Source organism: Deltaproteobacteria bacterium, assembly GCA_035063765.1.
Lineage (GTDB): Bacteria > Myxococcota_A > UBA9160 > UBA9160 > PR03 > CAADGG01.
Genome location: JAPSFT010000036.1, coordinates 1 through 17,132, shown reverse-complemented (window position 1 = coordinate 17,132; position 17,132 = coordinate 1). Strand labels below are relative to the sequence as shown.

Annotated in this window: 17 protein-coding genes; 13 read left to right on the top strand and 4 right to left on the bottom strand. The window is 72.5% G+C overall.

Annotation, left to right across the window (positions count from 1 at the left end):
- Positions 1–286 precede the first annotated feature (286 nt).
- Both OZ948_18660 and ptsP read left to right on the top strand, forming a co-directional pair.
- Positions 287–541 carry a helix-turn-helix domain-containing protein gene (locus OZ948_18660; GenBank protein MEB2346748.1) on the top strand — a complete coding sequence of 85 codons (255 nt, stop codon included), beginning with the start codon at positions 287–289 and terminating at the stop codon, positions 539–541.
- A 201-nt stretch (positions 542–742) separates the two neighbouring features.
- The gene (gene ptsP, locus OZ948_18655; GenBank protein ID MEB2346747.1) at positions 743–3,145 is read left to right on the top strand and encodes a phosphoenolpyruvate--protein phosphotransferase; all 2,403 of its coding nucleotides are present in this window, start codon (positions 743–745) and stop codon (positions 3,143–3,145) included.
- 16 nt (positions 3,146–3,161) lie between these two features.
- Here the strand turns inward: ptsP and OZ948_18650 are convergent, their stop codons facing one another.
- A complete protein-coding gene (locus OZ948_18650) occupies positions 3,162–3,818 on the bottom strand; it encodes a lysophospholipid acyltransferase family protein (protein MEB2346746.1) in 657 nt (218 codons plus the stop codon).
- 46 nt (positions 3,819–3,864) lie between these two features.
- Positions 3,865–4,776 (bottom strand): EamA family transporter, encoded by a 912-nt coding sequence (locus OZ948_18645; GenBank protein MEB2346745.1) that lies wholly within the window; start codon positions 4,774–4,776, stop codon positions 3,865–3,867.
- A 99-nt stretch (positions 4,777–4,875) separates the two neighbouring features.
- Between OZ948_18645 and OZ948_18640 the strand changes: the two genes are divergently transcribed.
- From OZ948_18640 to OZ948_18595, 10 genes are all read left to right on the top strand, one after another.
- Positions 4,876–5,826, top strand: a complete 951-nt coding sequence (locus tag OZ948_18640; protein MEB2346744.1) for a heme o synthase — start codon at positions 4,876–4,878, stop codon at positions 5,824–5,826.
- 72 nt (positions 5,827–5,898) lie between these two features.
- Positions 5,899–7,059, top strand: a complete 1,161-nt coding sequence (locus OZ948_18635) for an MFS transporter (protein MEB2346743.1) — start codon at positions 5,899–5,901, stop codon at positions 7,057–7,059.
- Between the two features lie 11 nt (positions 7,060–7,070).
- On the top strand, positions 7,071–7,499 hold the full coding sequence (locus OZ948_18630; GenBank protein MEB2346742.1) for a DUF420 domain-containing protein: 429 nt from the start codon (positions 7,071–7,073) through the stop codon (positions 7,497–7,499).
- 186 nt (positions 7,500–7,685) lie between these two features.
- A complete protein-coding gene (locus OZ948_18625) occupies positions 7,686–8,357 on the top strand; it encodes a c-type cytochrome (GenBank protein ID MEB2346741.1) in 672 nt (223 codons plus the stop codon).
- Between the two features lie 122 nt (positions 8,358–8,479).
- Positions 8,480–9,178 carry a cytochrome c oxidase subunit II gene (locus OZ948_18620; protein ID MEB2346740.1) on the top strand — a complete coding sequence of 233 codons (699 nt, stop codon included), beginning with the start codon at positions 8,480–8,482 and terminating at the stop codon, positions 9,176–9,178.
- Between the two features lie 18 nt (positions 9,179–9,196).
- On the top strand, positions 9,197–10,903 hold the full coding sequence (locus OZ948_18615; GenBank protein MEB2346739.1) for a cbb3-type cytochrome c oxidase subunit I: 1,707 nt from the start codon (positions 9,197–9,199) through the stop codon (positions 10,901–10,903).
- A gap of 27 nt (positions 10,904–10,930) precedes the next feature.
- On the top strand, positions 10,931–11,509 hold the full coding sequence (locus OZ948_18610) for a cytochrome c oxidase subunit 3 (GenBank protein MEB2346738.1): 579 nt from the start codon (positions 10,931–10,933) through the stop codon (positions 11,507–11,509).
- A gap of 4 nt (positions 11,510–11,513) precedes the next feature.
- Positions 11,514–11,918 carry a cytochrome C oxidase subunit IV family protein gene (locus tag OZ948_18605; GenBank protein MEB2346737.1) on the top strand — a complete coding sequence of 135 codons (405 nt, stop codon included), beginning with the start codon at positions 11,514–11,516 and terminating at the stop codon, positions 11,916–11,918.
- A 15-nt stretch (positions 11,919–11,933) separates the two neighbouring features.
- Positions 11,934–12,524: a cytochrome c oxidase subunit 3 gene (locus OZ948_18600; GenBank protein ID MEB2346736.1), complete on the top strand. Its 591-nt coding sequence runs from the start codon at positions 11,934–11,936 to the stop codon at positions 12,522–12,524.
- On the top strand, positions 12,521–12,799 hold the full coding sequence (locus OZ948_18595; GenBank protein ID MEB2346735.1) for a hypothetical protein: 279 nt from the start codon (positions 12,521–12,523) through the stop codon (positions 12,797–12,799). Before OZ948_18600 ends, OZ948_18595 begins: the two co-directional genes overlap by 4 nt.
- A 15-nt stretch (positions 12,800–12,814) precedes the next feature.
- Here the strand turns inward: OZ948_18595 and OZ948_18590 are convergent, their stop codons facing one another.
- Complete coding sequence (locus OZ948_18590) at positions 12,815–13,489, bottom strand: MarC family NAAT transporter (protein ID MEB2346734.1); 675 nt, start codon at positions 13,487–13,489, stop codon at positions 12,815–12,817.
- Between the two features lie 37 nt (positions 13,490–13,526).
- The gene (gene leuS / locus OZ948_18585) at positions 13,527–16,163 is read right to left on the bottom strand and encodes a leucine--tRNA ligase (GenBank protein MEB2346733.1); all 2,637 of its coding nucleotides are present in this window, start codon (positions 16,161–16,163) and stop codon (positions 13,527–13,529) included.
- A 61-nt stretch (positions 16,164–16,224) separates the two neighbouring features.
- On the opposite strand from leuS, the gene OZ948_18580 reads away from it, so the two are divergent.
- Positions 16,225–17,097 carry a kinase/pyrophosphorylase gene (locus tag OZ948_18580; GenBank protein MEB2346732.1) on the top strand — a complete coding sequence of 291 codons (873 nt, stop codon included), beginning with the start codon at positions 16,225–16,227 and terminating at the stop codon, positions 17,095–17,097.
- Positions 17,098–17,132: the final 35 nt, after the last annotated feature.

Sequence of the window (17,132 nt, the reverse complement as noted above, 5' to 3'; positions counted from 1 at the left end):
GGCGAGGGGTGTCTGCGAGCCCAAATTAGGGCTCACCGACCGGCGGGCAGGGAGCGGCTCGAGGCGGATCCTGGCGGCTCCGCTCCGGGTTCCCCGCCCCCCATCCGGATCCGTCCGACGCCCCGGCCGGTAGGCCCAACATCTGATTCTCCCTAAAGAAAGCCGCCCGGAGGCCGAAACGGGACGCGAAGCAGCGCGCAGCCCTGCTTCCAGGAGGCGGCCCGGTCCGCCTACCGGAAGGGCGGGCGCGTCCCGCACGACACGTGGAGAGGGGAGCCGCCGGCACATGGATACCAAGGAGCCCATCCGCAGGAACCGGGTGCGCGAGCTTCGCGAGAACCGGCTGATGACCCAGGCCCAGCTCGCGCGCAAGGCGAGGGTTGCGCTCCGCACCATCCACAGCGTCGAGAAGGGCATGAACTGCCGGATGGACACCAAGCGCAAGATCCTCCTCGCCCTGGGCATGCGCTTCGAGGACAAGGATTACGTCTTCCCCCCGATCGGCATGTCCTCCGTCTCCGACGAGCTTCATCACGGCTAGGCTCCAGGATCCCACTGCCGGCGCGGGGGCGTCCTGACGGGCCTCGCTCGCCGCCAGCGCGCTGCGCGCTCCGCGGCCCCGGGAGAGGCCAGCCGCTCGTGAGAGGCGGCCAGGGACGCGGCGCCCCGCACGCCTTCGGCCCCGCCGGCTTCGCTCGGCCGGAGGGTTGCCGGTACCATCCTCCCCTGCCCCGAGGAGCGGATGGCGACCAGGTCCTCCGACCGCAATACGCTGCTGGCTGACGTCGCGGGGATCGTCTCGCGCTCACACGACCTCGCCGAGACGCTCGGCAACGTGGTCGACCGGGTCGCCAAACGGCTCGACGCCGACGTCTGCTCGATCTACCTGAGCGACCCGGCACGCAAGACGCTGGTGCTGCGCGCCACCAAGGGGCTCGCCCCGGAGGCGGTCGGGCAGGTGCGGCTCGCGACCGGCGAAGGCCTCGTCGGCCTCGTCGCGAGCACCGGCGTGCCCCTGGCGGTCGAGGAGGCCCACGCCCACCCGAGCTTCCGCTACTTCCCCGAGACCGGCGAGGACCGCTTCGTCTCGCTGATGGCGACGCCGCTGGTCGTGCGCGGGGTCGCGATCGGCGTCCTGGTGGTCCAGACCGTCGCGCCGCGGCGCTTCTCGGAGAAGGACGTCGAGCTGCTCCAGACCTGCGGGCAGCTGATCGCCCCCGTGGTGCTGAACGCGGCGCTCCTCGACCTGGTCGCGGGCCCCGACGAGGGGCGCTTGCGCTTCGTCGAGCAGATGGCCGACGCCGGCGTGCCGATCGCCGGCCTCGCGCCCGGCCGCGAGGAGCGCAACGTCGAGCTGCGCGGAACCGAGGCGTCGAGCGGCATCGCGATCGGCCCGATCTACCTGCTCGAGGACCCGCTCGACCTGGCCGACGTCGAGTACCAGCCGAGCGGCGACGCGACCGAGGAGCTGCGTGACCTGCAGCGGGCGATCGCCGAGGCGCGCCGCGAGCTCGACGACGCGATCGACGAGATGGGCGACCACTTCGGCCCGGCCTTCTCGGCGGTCTTCAACACGCACGTGCAGATCCTCGAGGACCACGGCTTCCTGTCCCGGCTGGAGCGGGCGGTCGGCGAGACCGGCGATGCGCGCCAGGCGCTCCGGCGCGTGGTCGACGAGTACCGCGCGCTCTTCGCCCGCATCGAGGACGACTACTTCCGCGAGCGCGGGCTCGACGTCGAGGACGTCGGCCGGCGCGTGATGGCGAAGCTGCTCGGCGTGCGCCACCACAACGTCCCGCTCGTCCCGGGTGCGGTGGTGATCACCTCGCTGATCCTGCCCCAGCACTTCACGATGCTGGAGATGGACAAGGTCGGGGCGATCGTGGCCGAGCACGGCGGGGCCACCTCGCACGGCGCGATCTTTGCGCGCACGCTCGAGATCCCCTGCGTGACGGGCGTCGAAGGCGTGCTGCGGACGGCGCGGCCCGGCGAGATGGCGATCGTCGACGGCACCGGTGGGCGCGTCTACCTCTCGCCGGACGAGCGCCTGCTCGGCGAGTACAAGCGCGCGCAGCAGCGCTTCGAGATCGCCGCCGAGCACCTCGACGCGCTGAAGAGCCGGCCCGCGGAGACCCGCGACGGGCGGCGCGTGCTCCTCACCGCCAACGTCGGGCTGCTGGCGGACCTGCGGCTCGTCGAGCGCCACGGCGCCGAGGGCGTCGGGCTGTTCCGGACCGAGCTGCTCGCGCTCGCGCACCGCGGCGTGCCGCCCGAGGACGAGCAGGAGGCGCTCTACGAGCGGGTGGCGCGCGCGCTGGCGCCGCGGCCCGTCACGATCCGCACCCTCGACCTCGGCGGCGACAAGGCGATGCCGAACCTGGGCGTGGCCGAGGAGGAGAACCCGCAGCTCGGCTGCCGCTCGGTGCGCCTCTCGCTCCGGCACCAGGAGGTGATGCGGGCGCAGCTCCGGGCGATCCTGCGCGCCTCGGCGGCAGGCAACGTGAAGCTGCTCCTGCCGATGATCTCGTCGCTCGACGAGCTGCGCGAGGTGCGCCGCCTCCTGCACGACACGATCGACGAGCTCGCCCGCGCCGGCGTCCCCCACGATCCGCGCATTCCGCTCGGCGTCATGATCGAGGTGCCCTCGGCCGCCCTGATCGCCGACGCGCTGGGCCGCGAGTGCGACTTCTTCTCGATCGGCACCAACGACCTGACGCAGTACACGCTGGCCGTCGACCGCGGCAACGAGGCGATCGCCCACCTGTACCGGCCGCTCCACCCGGCGGTGCTGCGCCTGATCCACGAGAGCGTGCGGGCAGCCGACGGCGCCGGGATCCCGGTGTCGGTGTGCGGCGAGATGGCGAGCAACCCGCTCGCCGTCCCGCTGCTGGTCGGCCTCGGCATCGCCGAGCTGTCGGGCACGCCGCGCTCGGTGCCGGTCGTGAAGGAGATCGTGCGCGCGCTCGACTCGGCCGAGGTCGCCGCCGACGCGCGCCGCGCGCTCCTGGCCGGCACGGTCGGCGAGGTGGAGGCGATCGGCTGCGCGCGCCTCGAGGCGGCGGGCCTGCGCGAGCATCCCGACATCGGCGGCTGGATCGCGGAGGTGATCGCTCGGGCCGGAGCTCCCGCGCGCGCGCCGCGCTGAGGGGGGCCGTCTCCGTTCAGAGCTCCGATTCGGCGAGGTGCTGGAGACGCTCGAGCTCCTGCTCGAGCGCCTGGCGGAGCCTCTCGAGCTCTTCCCTCCCGGCATCGGCCGGGACCGGGATCGGAGCGCCGCCGGCGACGAGCACGCGGGCGAAGGGGAGGGGCAGGACGGTGCGGTCCCAGCTCGGAAAGGTGAGGGCGGGGCGCGCGGCGATCGCCACCGGGTGGAGCGGCAGGCCGGTCGCGCGCGCGATCGCGAGGACGCCGGGCTTGCAGCGTCGCGCCGGGCCGCGCGGGCCGTCGCAGAGCACACCGATCACGCGGCCCTCGCGCGCGGCCCGGATCGCGCCGGCGAGCGCGCCCGGCCCGCCCCGCGAGCTCGAGCCGCGCGGCGAGGGGCCGTAGCCGAGCCGGTCGAGGACGGCGACGATGCGGTCGCCGTCGCGGCTGCGGCTCACGGGGATCGCGGCACCGAGGTCGCGGAAGCGCCAGGCGGCAGGGAAGAGGGCGCGGTGCCAGAGGGCGCCGATCGCGGGCTCGCCGCGCGCGGTCGGGTCGTCGTCGGCCACCTGGCGTACGCGCCAGGTGGCGCCGAGCGCGCGCAGCAGCGCGGCGCCGAGCCAACCGCCGACGGCCACCGTCAGCCGGAACCACCAGGTGCGGGGCCGCGCCATGGCGCGCGACCGTAGCGAAGCCCGCCGGCGCGTCGGGGCGCCGCCGTCACGAGACGGCGACGAGCGCGACCCCCACCACCGTCGCGAGTGCACCGGCCAGGCGCAGCCGCGTCGGCCGCTCCCGCAGGCGCAGCGCGCCGAGCGCCACCGCGAAGAGCACGCTCGCCTGGCGAACGGCCACCACGTAGCTGACCGGGGCCGTGCGCAGGGCGTGCAGGATCAGGCCGTAGCCCGCGAAGCCCACCAGCGCCGCGAGGAGCGCGGTGCGCCCCTCGCGGCGCGCCTGCGCGGCGAGCGCACGCAGCGGCACGTGGCGCAGCGCGAGCGGCGTGAACACCAGCATCCCGGAGCTGCACAGGATCACGTACCACGCGACCGCCGGCGGCACGGCGCCGTCCCAGGGCAGGGCGCCGAGGCGCGCCATCGCCAGCTTGTCGGTGAGCGAGTAGCCGACCGACGCCGCCAGCGTGAGCCACGCCCAGCCGGCGCCGGGCGCCACGAGCAGGCGCCGCAGGTGCGGCGCGGCGCCCCCGGCGGCTCCGGCGCTCCCGGCGGCATCGAGCTGCACGGCCCACATGCCGGCCACCACCACCGCGATCCCGAGCGCGCCCAGGGCGCTCACCGGCTCCCCGAGCAGCGGCACCGCCACGAGCGGCAGGAAGGCCGGCGCCGAGCGGGCGATCGGGTAGACGACCGACAGCTCTCCCGCCGCGAGCGCGCGCGAGAGCCAGTAGAAGTAGAGGCCGTGCGCCACGCCGGTGCCGGCCGCCAGCGCCCAGATCGAAACCGGCAGCTCGCCGAGCGGCACGAGCCAGGGCAGCGCGCAGGCGGCGATCGCGGTCGGCACGAGCTGGAGCACGTTGAAGCCGAGCGGACTCGAGCTGCCCTTGATCGCGAGGCTCCAGAGCGCGTGCAGGAGCGCAGAGACCAGGACCAGGGCCAGGTCGGATGTGCTCAACCCGGCCGCCCTCCGCCGGCCCCACCCCGCTCCCGGCGCCCTTCGACCCTGCACGCGCCCCGGGTGGGCGCTAGTGTCGTGGCCCCCAGGACCCGGCCCGTGAGGATCGAGATCGGCGTGGTGCAGGCGGCTCCGTCCATTCCGCAGTCCGCGAGCGGATCGCCCCCGCCCGCCGCCGCGAGCGCGGCCGAGCGCGTGCGCGCCTTCGCGGACCTGACCAAGCCGCGCCTGCTCCCGATGGTGCTCTTCACCGGGATCCCCGTCTTCGGGATGGCGGCGGGCGGGTGGCCGCCGCTCGGCTTCGCGGCGGCGACCCTGCTCGGGATCGCGCTCGCCGCGGCATCGGCCAACACGCTCAACGCGTACCTCGAGCGCGACCGGGACGCGCGGATGGAGCGCACGCGCAACCGGCCGCTCCCGGCCGGCCGCCTCTCGCCGCGCGCGGCGCTGGCCTTCGGGCTGCTGCTCGGCGCGCTCTCCACGGGGCTCCTCCTGGCGCTCGCGGGCCCCGCCGCCGCGGCGGTCGGCGTGGCCAGCATCCTCTTCTACGTGTTCGTGTACACCATCTGGCTCAAGCCCCGCTCGCCCTGGAACGTGGTGATCGGCGGCGCCGCCGGCGCCGCAGCTCCCCTGATCGCCGACGTCGCCGTCCACGGGACCGTCACCGCCGCCGGCCTGTGCCTGTTCGCGATCGTCTTCTTCTGGCAGCCGCCGCACGTGTGGGCGATCGCGCTGTACCGCCGGCGCGACTACGAGGCCGCCGGCATCCCGATGCTGCCGAGCGTGATCGGCGAGGAGGCGACCCGCCGGCGGATGCTCGCGTACGCGGTCGGGCTGGTTCCGGTCACGCTCGGGCCGTGGGCCCTCGGCTTCGCCGGCCCGTTCTACCTGGCGGTGGCGCTCGGCGCGAACGCCTGGTTCGTGGCGTCGATCGTCCGCCTGCTGCGCGCCCGGGACGACGCCGCCGCACAGCGCGTCTTCCGTGTCTCGCTCGTGCTGCTCTTCGCGCTCTTCCTCGCGCTCAACGTGGACCTGCTCGCGCGGCTCTGAGCGCATTCCGCGAGGCCTGCCATTTCCGCCGACCGCTCGCGAGCCACCCTCGGCGTCCTGTTCGGCGTCGTGGTGGTCGACCTGATCGGCTTCGGGATCGTGGTGCCGGTGCTGCCCTTCCTCGTGAAGGAGCAGGGTGCCAGTGCGACCCAGCTCGGCCTGATCGCCATGGGCTATGCGGCGGCACAGTTCGTGTGCGCGCCGCTCTGGGGCCGGCTCTCGGACCGGATCGGGCGGCGCCAGGTGCTGCTCTTCACGATCGCGGGGACGGCCGTCTCGCTGGCGGCGCTCGGCTTCGCGACGACGGTGCCGTGGATCCTGGCGACCCGCGTGGCGGCCGGGGCCTTCGCGGCGAACCTCGGGGTGGCATCGGCATACATCGCCGACGCCACCGACGAGTCGGAGCGGACGCGCTGGATGGGGCTCCTCGGCGCCTCGTTCGGGGTGGGCTTCGTGCTCGGGCCGGTGATCGGGAGCCTGCTCGGCCCGATCAGCTACGCCCTGCCGATGTTCGTCGCGGCCGGGCTCGCCGCTGCCAACTGGGTGCAGGCCCTGGTCTGGCTGCGCGAGCCGCCGGCGCACGCAGCCGCGGAGCAGGAGGATCCGACGGGCGTCCGCCCCGCCGGCGCCCGCCGCTTCGCGATGCTGCGCGACCCGCGGGTGCGGCGGCTGTGCGCCGCGAACCTGGTCTTCACGCTCGCGGTGACGCAGCTCGAGACGGTCTTCCAGTACTTCATGAACGACCGCTTCGGCTGGGGGGTTCGCGACGTCGGCTTCCTGCTCGTGGCCATGGCGGTGCTGATGGGCGCCGTGCAGGGCGGGGCGATGCGGTCGCTCTCGGCGCGCTTCCCGGAGCGCACGCTGGTGGCGGGGGGCAGCGCGCTCCTGGCGCTCGCGTTCTTCGTGCTCCCCGAGCTGCCGACCGTGGTCTGGCTCAGCGCCGGCCTCGCGGCGGCGGCGGTCGGCCGCGGCGTCGCGCAGCCGGCCCTGATGAGTCTCGCCTCGCTGGCGGCGCCGGCGGGCGGGCGCGGCGCCGTCATGGGCTCGTTCCAGTCCGCGGCCTCGCTCGCACGCGTGATCGGGCCCCTGGCCGCCGGGGTCCTCTACGACCGCGCGATCGCGGCCCCGTTCCTGTTGGCGGGCGCACTGCTCCTGGGCTTGGTCTGGCTGGGCCGGCGGCTGCCGGAGCGGGTCGCGCCACCGGAGCCGGTGGGCGAGCCCCGGCTGGCCTGAGGCGCGGGCGCTTGGATCTCTCCTTCCTGCCCGCCGTGAACGCGAGCCTGAATGCGGCTGCGGCGCTCCTGCTGCTGCGCGGGCGCCTCCTGATCCGCGCCCACCGCGTCGCGGAGCACCGGCGCACCATGACGGCCGCCTTCGCCGTCTCGACGCTGTTCCTCGCCCTCTACCTCCTCCACAAGTGGTCGCGGGGCTTCGAGAACACCACCTTCCACGCCACGGGTCCCGCCAAGACGGCCTACCTGGCGCTGCTCTTCTCCCACGTGACGCTCGCGAGCCTGGTCCCGCTGCTGGCGATCGCGCTGATCGTCCTGGCCGCGAGCGGCCGGATCGGGTGGCACCGGCGGCTCGCGCGCTGGGCGTGGCCGGTCTGGATGTACGTGTCCGGGACCGGCGTGCTGATCTACCTGCTCCTCCATCACCTGAATCCGTCATGATTCCACGGGATTGAGTCGTGTTTCGGACCTTGTCTCCGGCGGCGCGGGCTGCTACCTCCCGTCGGCACCGTGACGGGCATCGGCGCGTTCGCAGCTCCTCCTCGCGGGCTGCATCACCTCATGGCCGCCTCGCCCCGCGAGCCCGCTTGCGGGGGGTGGGCGGCGGGATCGGGGACCCGACCAAGCATGGGAGCGACGTTCTCGAGAACTCTCGGAGCCGCGCTGGCGCTCGCAGCCCTGGCCGCGGCGCCGGTGCAGGCGGAGGGGCCGGACGGCGCGGAGCTCTTCCAGCTCTGCGCCCAGTGCCACGGCGCGGACGCGGGCGGCCGCGAGCTCTTCCTGGCACCGAACCTGACCGGCCTTCCCGAGTGGTACCTGCTCGGCCAGCTCCGCAACTTCCACGCTGGCCTGCGCGGGATGCACCCCGACGACACCCCGGGCCTGCGCATGTTCGCGATGGCGAGGAGCTTCGCCGGCGCGCTCGCGGACGCCGAGATGCAGGCGGTGGTCGCCTACATCGCGAAGCTCCCGGTCGCGGTGCCGGAGCCGACCTTCACCGACGGCGATCCCGCCAAGGGCGCCGCCTTCTACCAGGTCTGCACCGCCTGCCACGGCGCGGACGGGAAGGGCAACCAGGCGCTCAACGCGCCGCCCCTGACCGCGGAGAGCGACTGGTACCTGCTCTCGTCGCTCGAGCGCTACAAGTCCGGCGTCCGCAGCAGCGATCCGCGCAACGCCAACGCCCAGCTCATGCGCGGCATGGCGGCGACGCTGCCCGACGAGCAGGCGATGAAGGACGTGATCGCGTACATCCGGTCGCTCGGCGCCGCGCAGGCGTCCGCGCAGCCCGCACCCTGAGGCGGAGATGGCGAAGCAATACGCACCCGAGGACCTGGCCTTCCGGACCTTCCTGATCACCTCCGCCCTGATCGGCGCCTTCGTCGCCTTCGTCTTCCTCTTCGTCCTCTGAGGAGTCCGGCATGATCGAGCGCCTCCTGCCCGCCGCCTCCACCTCCGCGACCGAGATCGACTTCCTGTTCTCGCTGATCTTCTGGCTGGTGGGATTCTGGTTCGTCCTCTCGGAGGCCATCTTCTTCGGGCTGATCCTGCGCTTCCGCAAGCGGGAGGGCCGCAAGGCGCAGTACGTGACCGGCGAGCTCCAGAGCGAGAAGCGCTGGATCACGGTCCCGCACCTGCTGGTGCTCGTCTGCGACGTCTTCATCGTCTTCTTCGCGGTGCGGGCCTGGCACCAGGTGAAGCAGGACCTGCCCACGGCGCCCACCCAGCAGGTGGTGCGCGTGGAGGGGGCGCAGTGGGCGTGGATCTTCACGCACCCCGGGCCGGACGGGAAGCTCGACAGCGCCGACGACATCCGCAAGGTCAACGAGCTGCACGTCGAGGTGGACCGGCTCTACCACTTCCAGCTCACCTCCCGGGACGTCCTGCACAGCTTCTCGGTCCCGGTGTTCCGGCTCAAGCAGGACGCGATCCCGGGCCGCGTGATCACGGGCTGGTTCCAGCCCACGAAGACCGGCGAGCACGACGTCCAGTGCGCCGAGATCTGCGGCATCGGCCACGGGCTGATGCCGGCGCGCATCCACATCGAGACCTCCGAGCAGCACGCCGCCTGGATCGCGGCGAACTCGACGGTGTCCGTCGCCGCCGTCGCGGGCCGCTGAGCGAGACGAGGAGCCGAGATGGCCGAGACGATCCCCGTCGGACATGCACCCGAGCACGCGCACGAGCACCACGAGCCCGGCTTCGTCGCGAAGTACCTGTGGTCGACCGACCACAAGATGATCGCCATGCAGTACCTCTTCACCGGCTCGGCGATGGCGCTGCTCGGCGGCTTCTTCGCCTACGTGTTCCGCAGCCAGCTCGCCTTCCCCGGCATGTCGGTCCCCGGCTTCGGGCTGGTGTCGCCCAACGAGTACAACGCGCTGATCACCAACCACGGCGCGATCATGATCTTCTGGTTCGCGATGCCGGTGCTGATCGCGGCGTTCGGGAACTTCCTGATCCCGCTGATGATCGGCGCCGACGACATGGCGTTCCCGAAGATCAACCGGCTCTCGTACCAGATCTTCCTGCTCTCGGTGCTGGTGCTCTTCGTGTCGTTCTTCGTGGAGGGCGGGGCCTTCGGCGGCGCCTGGACGATGTATCCGCCGCTCTCGGCGACGGCCGAGTACAACCAGACCCCGCTCGGCACCACGCTCTTCGTGACGGCGGTGGCGCTCGAGTTCGTGGCCTTCCTGATGGGCGGCATCAATTTCGTCGTGACCGCCATGAACTCGCGCGCGCCCGGCATGCGCATGTACGACATCCCGATCGTGGTCTGGATGATCGTGCTGGCCAGCATCATCTTCATGGCCTCGGTGGGCCCGCTGGTCGCCGGTGCCGTGATGCTGCTCTTCGACCACAACCTGGGCACCGCCTTCTTCGACCCGAAGCGCGGCGGCGACCCGGTCCTCTGGCAGCACCTGTTCTGGTTCTTCGGGCACCCCGAGGTCTACGTGGTGCTGCTGCCGGCGGTCGGGATCGTGGCGGAGATCATCACGGTCTTCGCGCGCAAGAAGCTCTTCGCCTACAAGACCGTGCTCTACACCGCGTTCGGAACCGGCGTGCTGTCCTTCACCGTGTGGGCGCACCACCAGTTCATCGCCGGCATCGACCCGCGGATGGCGAACGTCTTCACGATCACCACGCTGCTGATCTCGGTGCCCGTTGCCGAGATGATGTTCGTCTACATCGCGACGCTCTACGGCGGCTCGATCACCCTCGAGACGCCGATGCTCTGGGCGCTCTCCTTCATCGCCACCTTCCTGATCGGCGGCGTGACCGGCATCTTCCTGGGCGCCAGCGGCACGGACATCTACCTGCACGACACCTACTTCGTACTGGCCCACTTCCACTACACCTTCGTGCCGATCGCCGTCATCGGGACCTTCGCGGGCGTCACCTTCTGGTTCCCGAAGATGTTCGGGCGCATGCTCGACGACCGGCTCGGGAAGATCCACTTCTGGGGGACCGTGATCCCCTTCAACCTGATCTTCATCCCGCTCTTCGTGCTGGGCGTAGCCGGCGAGCACCGCCGGATCTGGGACTTCACGCAGTTCCCGGAGCTGTCGGCGCCGTGGATGCGCGACCTCGACAAGCTCGCGACGCTGTCGCTGTGGGTGATGCTCTCCTTCCAGATCGTGTTCCTCGTCAACTTCTTCTGGAGCCTGCGCCGCGGCCCCAAGGCGCCGAAGAACCCGTGGGCGTCCAATACCCTCGAGTGGACGGCGGACTCGCCCCCGCCGCACGGCAACTGGAAGGAGCTGCCGACCGTGTACCGTGGCCCCTACGAGTACAGCGTGCCCGGTCGCGAGCAGGACTACTGGCCGCAGAACGTGCCGAACTGACGACCCCATCGAGCCGAGAGGAGCCGGATGTCGTCCGCCCGCCCGATCGCCACCACCCGCAGCGCCGCCGGGATGCCCACCGGGCGGCTCGCCGTCTGGTGGGTCATCGCCTCGGAGATCGTGATCTTCGGGGGCATCATCGCCTCCTACGTGATGTACCGCCTCGCGCACGACGCGTTCGCGGAGTCGGCCGCCCACACCGCGACGTGGATCGGTGCCACCAACACCTTCATCCTGCTGACCTCGAGCCTGTTTGCGGTGCTGGGGCACAAGGCGGCGGAACACGGCGACGGGCCGAAGGCGGCGCGCATGCTCCACCTGACCGCGCTCGGCGGCCTGTGCTTCCTGCTGCTCAAGAGCTACGAGTGGACGATGGAGATCACGCACGGGTTCACCATCACCGCGAGCACCTTCTGGTCGTTCTACTACACCGCCGCCGGCCTGCACGCGCTGCACGTGGCCGTGGGCATCCTGATCATGCTGATCGTGGCCCAGACGGCGAAGCGGAACCTCGAGCTCCACCGCGTGGAGCTGATCGGGCTCTACTGGCACTTCGTCGACATCGTCTGGATCTTCCTCTTCCCTCTCCTCTACATCGCGAAATGAGACCATGGCCTCGCAACACGCGCACCACCCGACGCCCCACGACGAGAACCCGGCCTACGAGGCTCCCCATCACCATCCGAACTACGTCCGGATCTGGGCGATCCTCCTGGTCCTGCTCGCGATCAGCGTGCTCGGCCCGATGCTCGGCCATCCGCTCGTCACGCTGTTCACCGCGTTCGGGATCGCGGTCGTGAAGGCGTTCCTGGTCGCGAAGAACTTCATGCACGTGAACCTGGCCCCGCGCTTCGTGGGGTACCTGATGGCGACCTGCCTGCTGTTCATGCTGCTCTTCTTCGCCGGAACCGCCCCCGACGTGATGGAGCTCGAGGGCCTCGGCTGGGAGAAGCCCGGCTGGAAGGCGTCGAACGCCTCGTTCGACGCCGGCGAGCACGGGGACGCCCAGCACTAGCGAGGCGAAGACACCATGAGCTCGTCGAGCTACGGCCGCATCCGCGTCGTCGCCGAGCAGCGGCGCGAGCCCCTCGTCCCGAGCGGGGTCATGGGCATGCTCATCTTCGTGTTCACGGAGGTGATGCTCTTCGCCGGCCTGATCAGCGCCTTCACGATCGTCCGCAGCTCCGCCGTGGTCTGGCCGCCGCCCGGCCAGCCGCGATTGCCCTTCGAGGCCACCGCCTTCAACACCGCCGTCCTGCTCGCCTCGGGGGCGTCGCTCCAGTGGGCGCGCCGGCGCTTCGACCGCAGCCGCGCCTCGGCGCGCACCCCGCTCGCCCTCGCGATCGCGCTCGGGGCGTTCTTCGTCGTGGTGCAGGGCGCCGAGTGGGTCGCGATGATCGGGCAGGGCCTGACGCTCCGCTCGAGCACGCTCGGCAGCTTCTTCTACCTGATCGTCGGCGTGCACGCGCTGCACGCGCTCGCGGCGCTCGTGCTGCTCGGGGTGACCTTCCGGCGCCTCCAGCGCGGCTGGCTCGCGTCGACCCAGCTCGGCACCGCCGAGGTGCTCTGGTACTTCGTGGTCCTGGTCTGGCCCGTGCTGTGGCTGGTGGTCTACCGGTGAGCGCGCGGGCCGCCGCCCTCGCCGTGTCCGCCAGCCTGGGGGCGGCGCTGCTGGCACCCGGCGCGGCCCGGGCGTGTGCCGTCTGCGCCGGTCAGGACTCCGCGGCGGTGAGCTGGGCGCTGCTCAAGGGGAGCGCCCTGCTGTCGCTCACCCCGCTCGCGATGGTCGGCCTCGGCGTCTGGATCCTGCGGCGGCGCGCCCGCCGGCTCGCGGCGGCCCGTCCCGAAGGCGGGCAGGGGCACGCGCCGCCGGCCCCTGCCGCGGGTCCCTCGTAGCCCGTCTCCGTCGCGCTACGGGCCGGCGACTCGCACCTTCGCGAGGGCGGAGAGCAGGGCGGTCAGGAAGCGTTCGTTGGTCGCCACCTCGATCACGGCGATCCCGACGAACTGTACGCCGATGCAGACCAGCAGGAAGCCCATGATGCGGGTCAGCGCGTCGATCCCCTGCGCGCCGAGGAAGCGCTGCACGGCGTCCGCGCTACGCAGCACCGCCCAGGACACGGCGATCACGACGACGATGCCCGTCGCGATCGCCAGGTGGTCCGCCACCGAGCCGGCGCCTGCCGCCATGCCGATCGTGACCGCGATCGAGCCCGGCCCGCTCAGCATCGGCACCGCGAGCGGGGTGAAGGCCACGTCGAGGCGCGGGGGCGCGGCGTCCGGCGCCGCGTCGCCCCCACCCGGAGCGAGCATGGCGAAGCCGACCCGCGCGACGATCAGGCCGCCGGCGAGCCGGAGCGCCGGGATCGAGATGCCGAAGAAGCGCATGATCAGGGCGCCCGCGAACAGGAACACGAGCAGGACGGCGGTCGCGTAGAGGCAGGCGAGCGCCGCCTGGCGCCGGCGGTCGGGCTCGGAGAGGCGCGCGGTGATCGCGAGGAACACCGCCGCCGTGCTGAAGGGGTTCACGATCGGGAGCAGGCCCGCGAAGGTCGCGAGCACCGTCGTGAGCCAGTCGCCGGACACCGGCCGACTCTACACGACCCGCTCTCCACCACCACCCCTACACCACGAGGTTCACGAGGCGTCCCGGCACCACGATCACCTTGCGCGGCTCCTTGCCTTCCAGGTGGCGGCGGACGTTCTCCGACGCCAGCGCGGCGGCGCGTACGGCCGCCTCGTCGGCGCCCGCCGGCACCGTGATCTCGTCGCGGCGCTTGCCGTTGACCTGCACGGCGAGCGTGATCGTGGCCGCACGCAGCAGGGCCGGGTCCGCCGCCGGCCAGGGCGCGTAGGCGATCGACCCGGCGTGGCCGAGCCGCTCCCAGAGCTCCTCGGCGAGGTGCGGCGCGAGGGGGGCCAGCAGCTTCAGCAGCGTCTCCACCGACTCGCGGCCGAGCGGGGCCTCCTTGGCGCCGTCGCGCACGAAGGTCATGAGCTTCGCGATCGCGGTGTTGAAGCGCAGCGCCTCGAAGTCCTCACCGACGCCCTGCACGGTCTCGGCGAGCAGCCGGCGCTGGGACTCGGGGGCGCCTTCGGGAAGCGGGCGCAGGGCCTCGGGGCCGCCGCCCTCGGCGTCGCCCTCCTCGACGACGAGGCGCCAGACGCGCTGGAGGAAGCGGTGGACGCCCAGGATGCCCTCCGTGCTCCAGGGCGCCTCCTTGTCGAGCGGGCCCAGGAACATCTCGTAGAGGCGCATCGAGTCGGCACCGTACTGCTCGACGACCGCGTCCGGGTTCACGACGTTGCCGCGGCTCTTCGACATCTTCTCGAGGACTTCCTCGAGCTCGAGGCCGAGCGTCGGGTGGAAGGCGCGGCCGTCGGCGATCCGCACGGTTTCGGGGCCGAGCCAGCGCGCCTTCAGCTCGCGGCCGTCGTCCGAGGCGACGGTCTTCTCGCCGAGGACGCGCACGTCGCGGGCGGCGTAGACGCGCGGGGTCGCGGTCGGGTCGTCGCCGAGGTTGTCGTCGTACCAGCGATAGCTGGCGCCCAGGATCATGCCCTGGTTCACGAGCTTGCGGAACGGCTCCCTGGTGCTCACCAGGCCGAGGTCGAAGAGCACCTTGTGCCAGAAGCGCGAGTAGAGCAGGTGCAGGACCGCGTGCTCGGCGCCCCCCACGTAGAGGTCGACCGGCATCCAGTAGCGCTCGGCCTCGGGCGACCAGGGTGCGGTCTCGTTGCGCGGGTCGACGAAGCGCAGGAAGTACCAGCAGCTCCCCGCCCACTGCGGCATGGTGTTGCGGTCGCGGCGCGCCGGCCGGCCGGTCTCGGGGTCGACGGTCTCGATCCAGTCGGGCGCGCGCTCGAGGGGGGTGCGCTGGTCGCCGGAGGGCCGGAAGTCCTCGAGCTCGGGCAGCAGGAGCGGCAGCTCGGCCTCGGGCACGAGCTTCACCGTTCCGTCGTCCAGGTGCAGCACCGGGAACGGCTCGCCCCAGTAGCGCTGCCGGCTGAAGAGCCAGTCGCGCAGCTTGTAGGTCACGCGACCCGCGCCGTGCCCCTCGCGCTCGAGCCACTCGATCATGCGCCGCTTCGCCTGCGGCGTCGGCAGGCCGTCGAGGAAGCCGGAGGCGGTGGCGACGCCCTCGTCCACCGCCGGCAGCTCGTGCCCCGGGACGTCCACCACCTTCCGGATCGGCAGCCCGAAGCGGCTCGCGAACTCGAAGTCGCGCTCGTCGTGGCCGGGGACGGCCATGATGGCGCCGGTGCCGTAGCCGGCGAGCACGTAGTCGGCGATCCAGATCGGGATGCGCTCGCCGTTCACCGGGTTGAGCGCCGAGGCGCCGGTCGCGACGCCGGTCTTGGTCCGGGCCTCCGTCATCCGCGCGCGCTCGCTGCGCCGGCGCGCCGCCTCGACGTAGGCGGCGACGGCGGCGCGCTCCTCCGGCGCCGTGATCGCCTCGACCAGGGGGTGCTCGGGCGCGAGCACCATGTAGGTCGCGCCGAAGAGCGTGTCGGGGCGCGTCGTGAAGACCTCGATCGCGAGCGCCGGGTGGCCGGCCACCGGGAAGCGCACCTGGGCGCCCTCGCTGCGGCCGATCCAGTCGCGCTGCATCTTCTTGATCGGCTCGGGCCAGTCGAGCTCGTCGAGGTCCTCGAGCAGGCGGTCGGCGTAGGCGGTGATGCGCAGCATCCACTGCTTCATCGCCACGCGCACGACCGGGTGGCCGCCGCGCTCGCTCCGGCCGTCGATCACCTCCTCGTTGGCCAGCACCGTACCGAGGGCGGGGCACCAGTTGACCGGCACCTCGGCCTGGTAGGCGAGCCCGCGCTCGTGGAGCTTCTGGAAGATCCACTGGGTCCAGCGCACGTAGCCCGGGTCCGTGGTGTCGATCTCGCGCGACCAGTCGTAGGAGAGGCCGAGCGCCTGGATCTGGCGCTTGAAGGTCTCGATGTTGCGGCGCGTCGTCTCGCGGGGGTGAACCCCCGTCTCGACCGCGTACTGCTCGGCCGGCAGGCCGAAGGCGTCCCAGCCCATCGGGTGCAGAACGTTCCGGCCGCGCATCCGCTGGTAGCGGGCCACGACGTCGGTCGCGATGTAGCCCTTGGGGTGGCCTACGTGGAGACCCGCGCCCGACGGATAGGGGAACATGTCGAGCACGTAGTACTTGGGCCGCGAGGGGTCGATCTCGGCCCGGAAGGTCTTCTGCTCGCGCCAGATCGCCTGCCAGCGGGCCTCGATGCGCCGGGGTTCGTAGGGCATGGCGGCACACGATAGCGCTAGGCTGCCGGCGCCAGCCCTCGGGAGCCAGACCGTGAGCGAGATGCCCGCCTCCGACCGGCCGCCGCAGGCGCGCCGCAAGGGCGACCCGCCCTCCGCGCGCTGGGCCGAGATCTTCGTCGTGTCGGATGGCACCGGCGAGACGGCTGCCGACAACGTGCGGGCGGCGATGCTCCAGTTCCAGAGCCGCTGGCGCATGCGCAAGTACGGCGACGTGCGCAGTGCGGCGCAGGCCCGCGTGGTGATCCAGGAGGCTGCGGCCGCCAACGCGCTGGTGGTCTTCACGCTCGTGAACCGCGAGGCGGCCCAGGCGCTGCGCGACCACGGCGCGCGCGAGGGCGTGCCGACCGTGGATCTCCTCGGCCCCCTGATCGCCAACATCGCCGCGCACCTGCGCCTGGAGCCGCGTCTCGAGCCCGGCCTCCTGCACGGCTTCTCCGACGACTATTTCCGGCGCATCGAGGCCGTCGAGTTCGCCGTCCGCCACGACGACGGGGCCAACCTGCACACCCTCCACCAGGCCGACGTCGTGCTGGTCGGCCCCTCCCGCACCTCGAAGACCCCCCTCTCGATGTACCTCGCCCAGCGCGGGATCAAGGCCGGCAACGTGCCGCTGATCCCGGAGCTCGACCCGCCCCGCGAGCTGCTCGAGCTGGCGCCGCGCAAGGTCTTCGGGCTGCTCGCCGACGCGGATCGCCTGGTCACGATCCGGCGCGCGCGGGTCCGCGGGCTCGGCGCCGGCAGCTCGCTCGACTACGCCGAGCCCGCCACGGTGGAACGCGAGCTGGTCGCCGCCCGCCGGCTCTTCCTCCAGCGCGGATGGCGCGTGATCGACATCACCGGCCGCGCCGTCGAGGAGACCGCCTCCCGGATCCTCGAGCTCCACCACGGCGGCTGGGCGGTCGGGGCCGACTGAGAAGCGGGGGGGGGGCCGGCCCGGGGGGCCCCGCC

Coding starts and splice junctions, on each gene's coding strand:
- OZ948_18660 (MEB2346748.1), top strand. CDS start 287: ATGGATACCAAGGAGCCCATCCGCAGGAACCGGGTGCGCGAGCTTCGC.
- ptsP (MEB2346747.1), top strand. CDS start 743: ATGGCGACCAGGTCCTCCGACCGCAATACGCTGCTGGCTGACGTCGCG.
- OZ948_18650 (MEB2346746.1), bottom strand. CDS start 3,818: ATGGCGCGGCCCCGCACCTGGTGGTTCCGGCTGACGGTGGCCGTCGGC.
- OZ948_18625 (MEB2346741.1), top strand. CDS start 7,686: ATGGGAGCGACGTTCTCGAGAACTCTCGGAGCCGCGCTGGCGCTCGCA.
- OZ948_18620 (MEB2346740.1), top strand. CDS start 8,480: ATGATCGAGCGCCTCCTGCCCGCCGCCTCCACCTCCGCGACCGAGATC.
- OZ948_18615 (MEB2346739.1), top strand. CDS start 9,197: ATGGCCGAGACGATCCCCGTCGGACATGCACCCGAGCACGCGCACGAG.
- OZ948_18610 (MEB2346738.1), top strand. CDS start 10,931: ATGTCGTCCGCCCGCCCGATCGCCACCACCCGCAGCGCCGCCGGGATG.
- OZ948_18605 (MEB2346737.1), top strand. CDS start 11,514: ATGGCCTCGCAACACGCGCACCACCCGACGCCCCACGACGAGAACCCG.
- OZ948_18600 (MEB2346736.1), top strand. CDS start 11,934: ATGAGCTCGTCGAGCTACGGCCGCATCCGCGTCGTCGCCGAGCAGCGG.
- leuS (MEB2346733.1), bottom strand. CDS start 16,163: ATGCCCTACGAACCCCGGCGCATCGAGGCCCGCTGGCAGGCGATCTGG.
- OZ948_18580 (MEB2346732.1), top strand. CDS start 16,225: ATGCCCGCCTCCGACCGGCCGCCGCAGGCGCGCCGCAAGGGCGACCCG.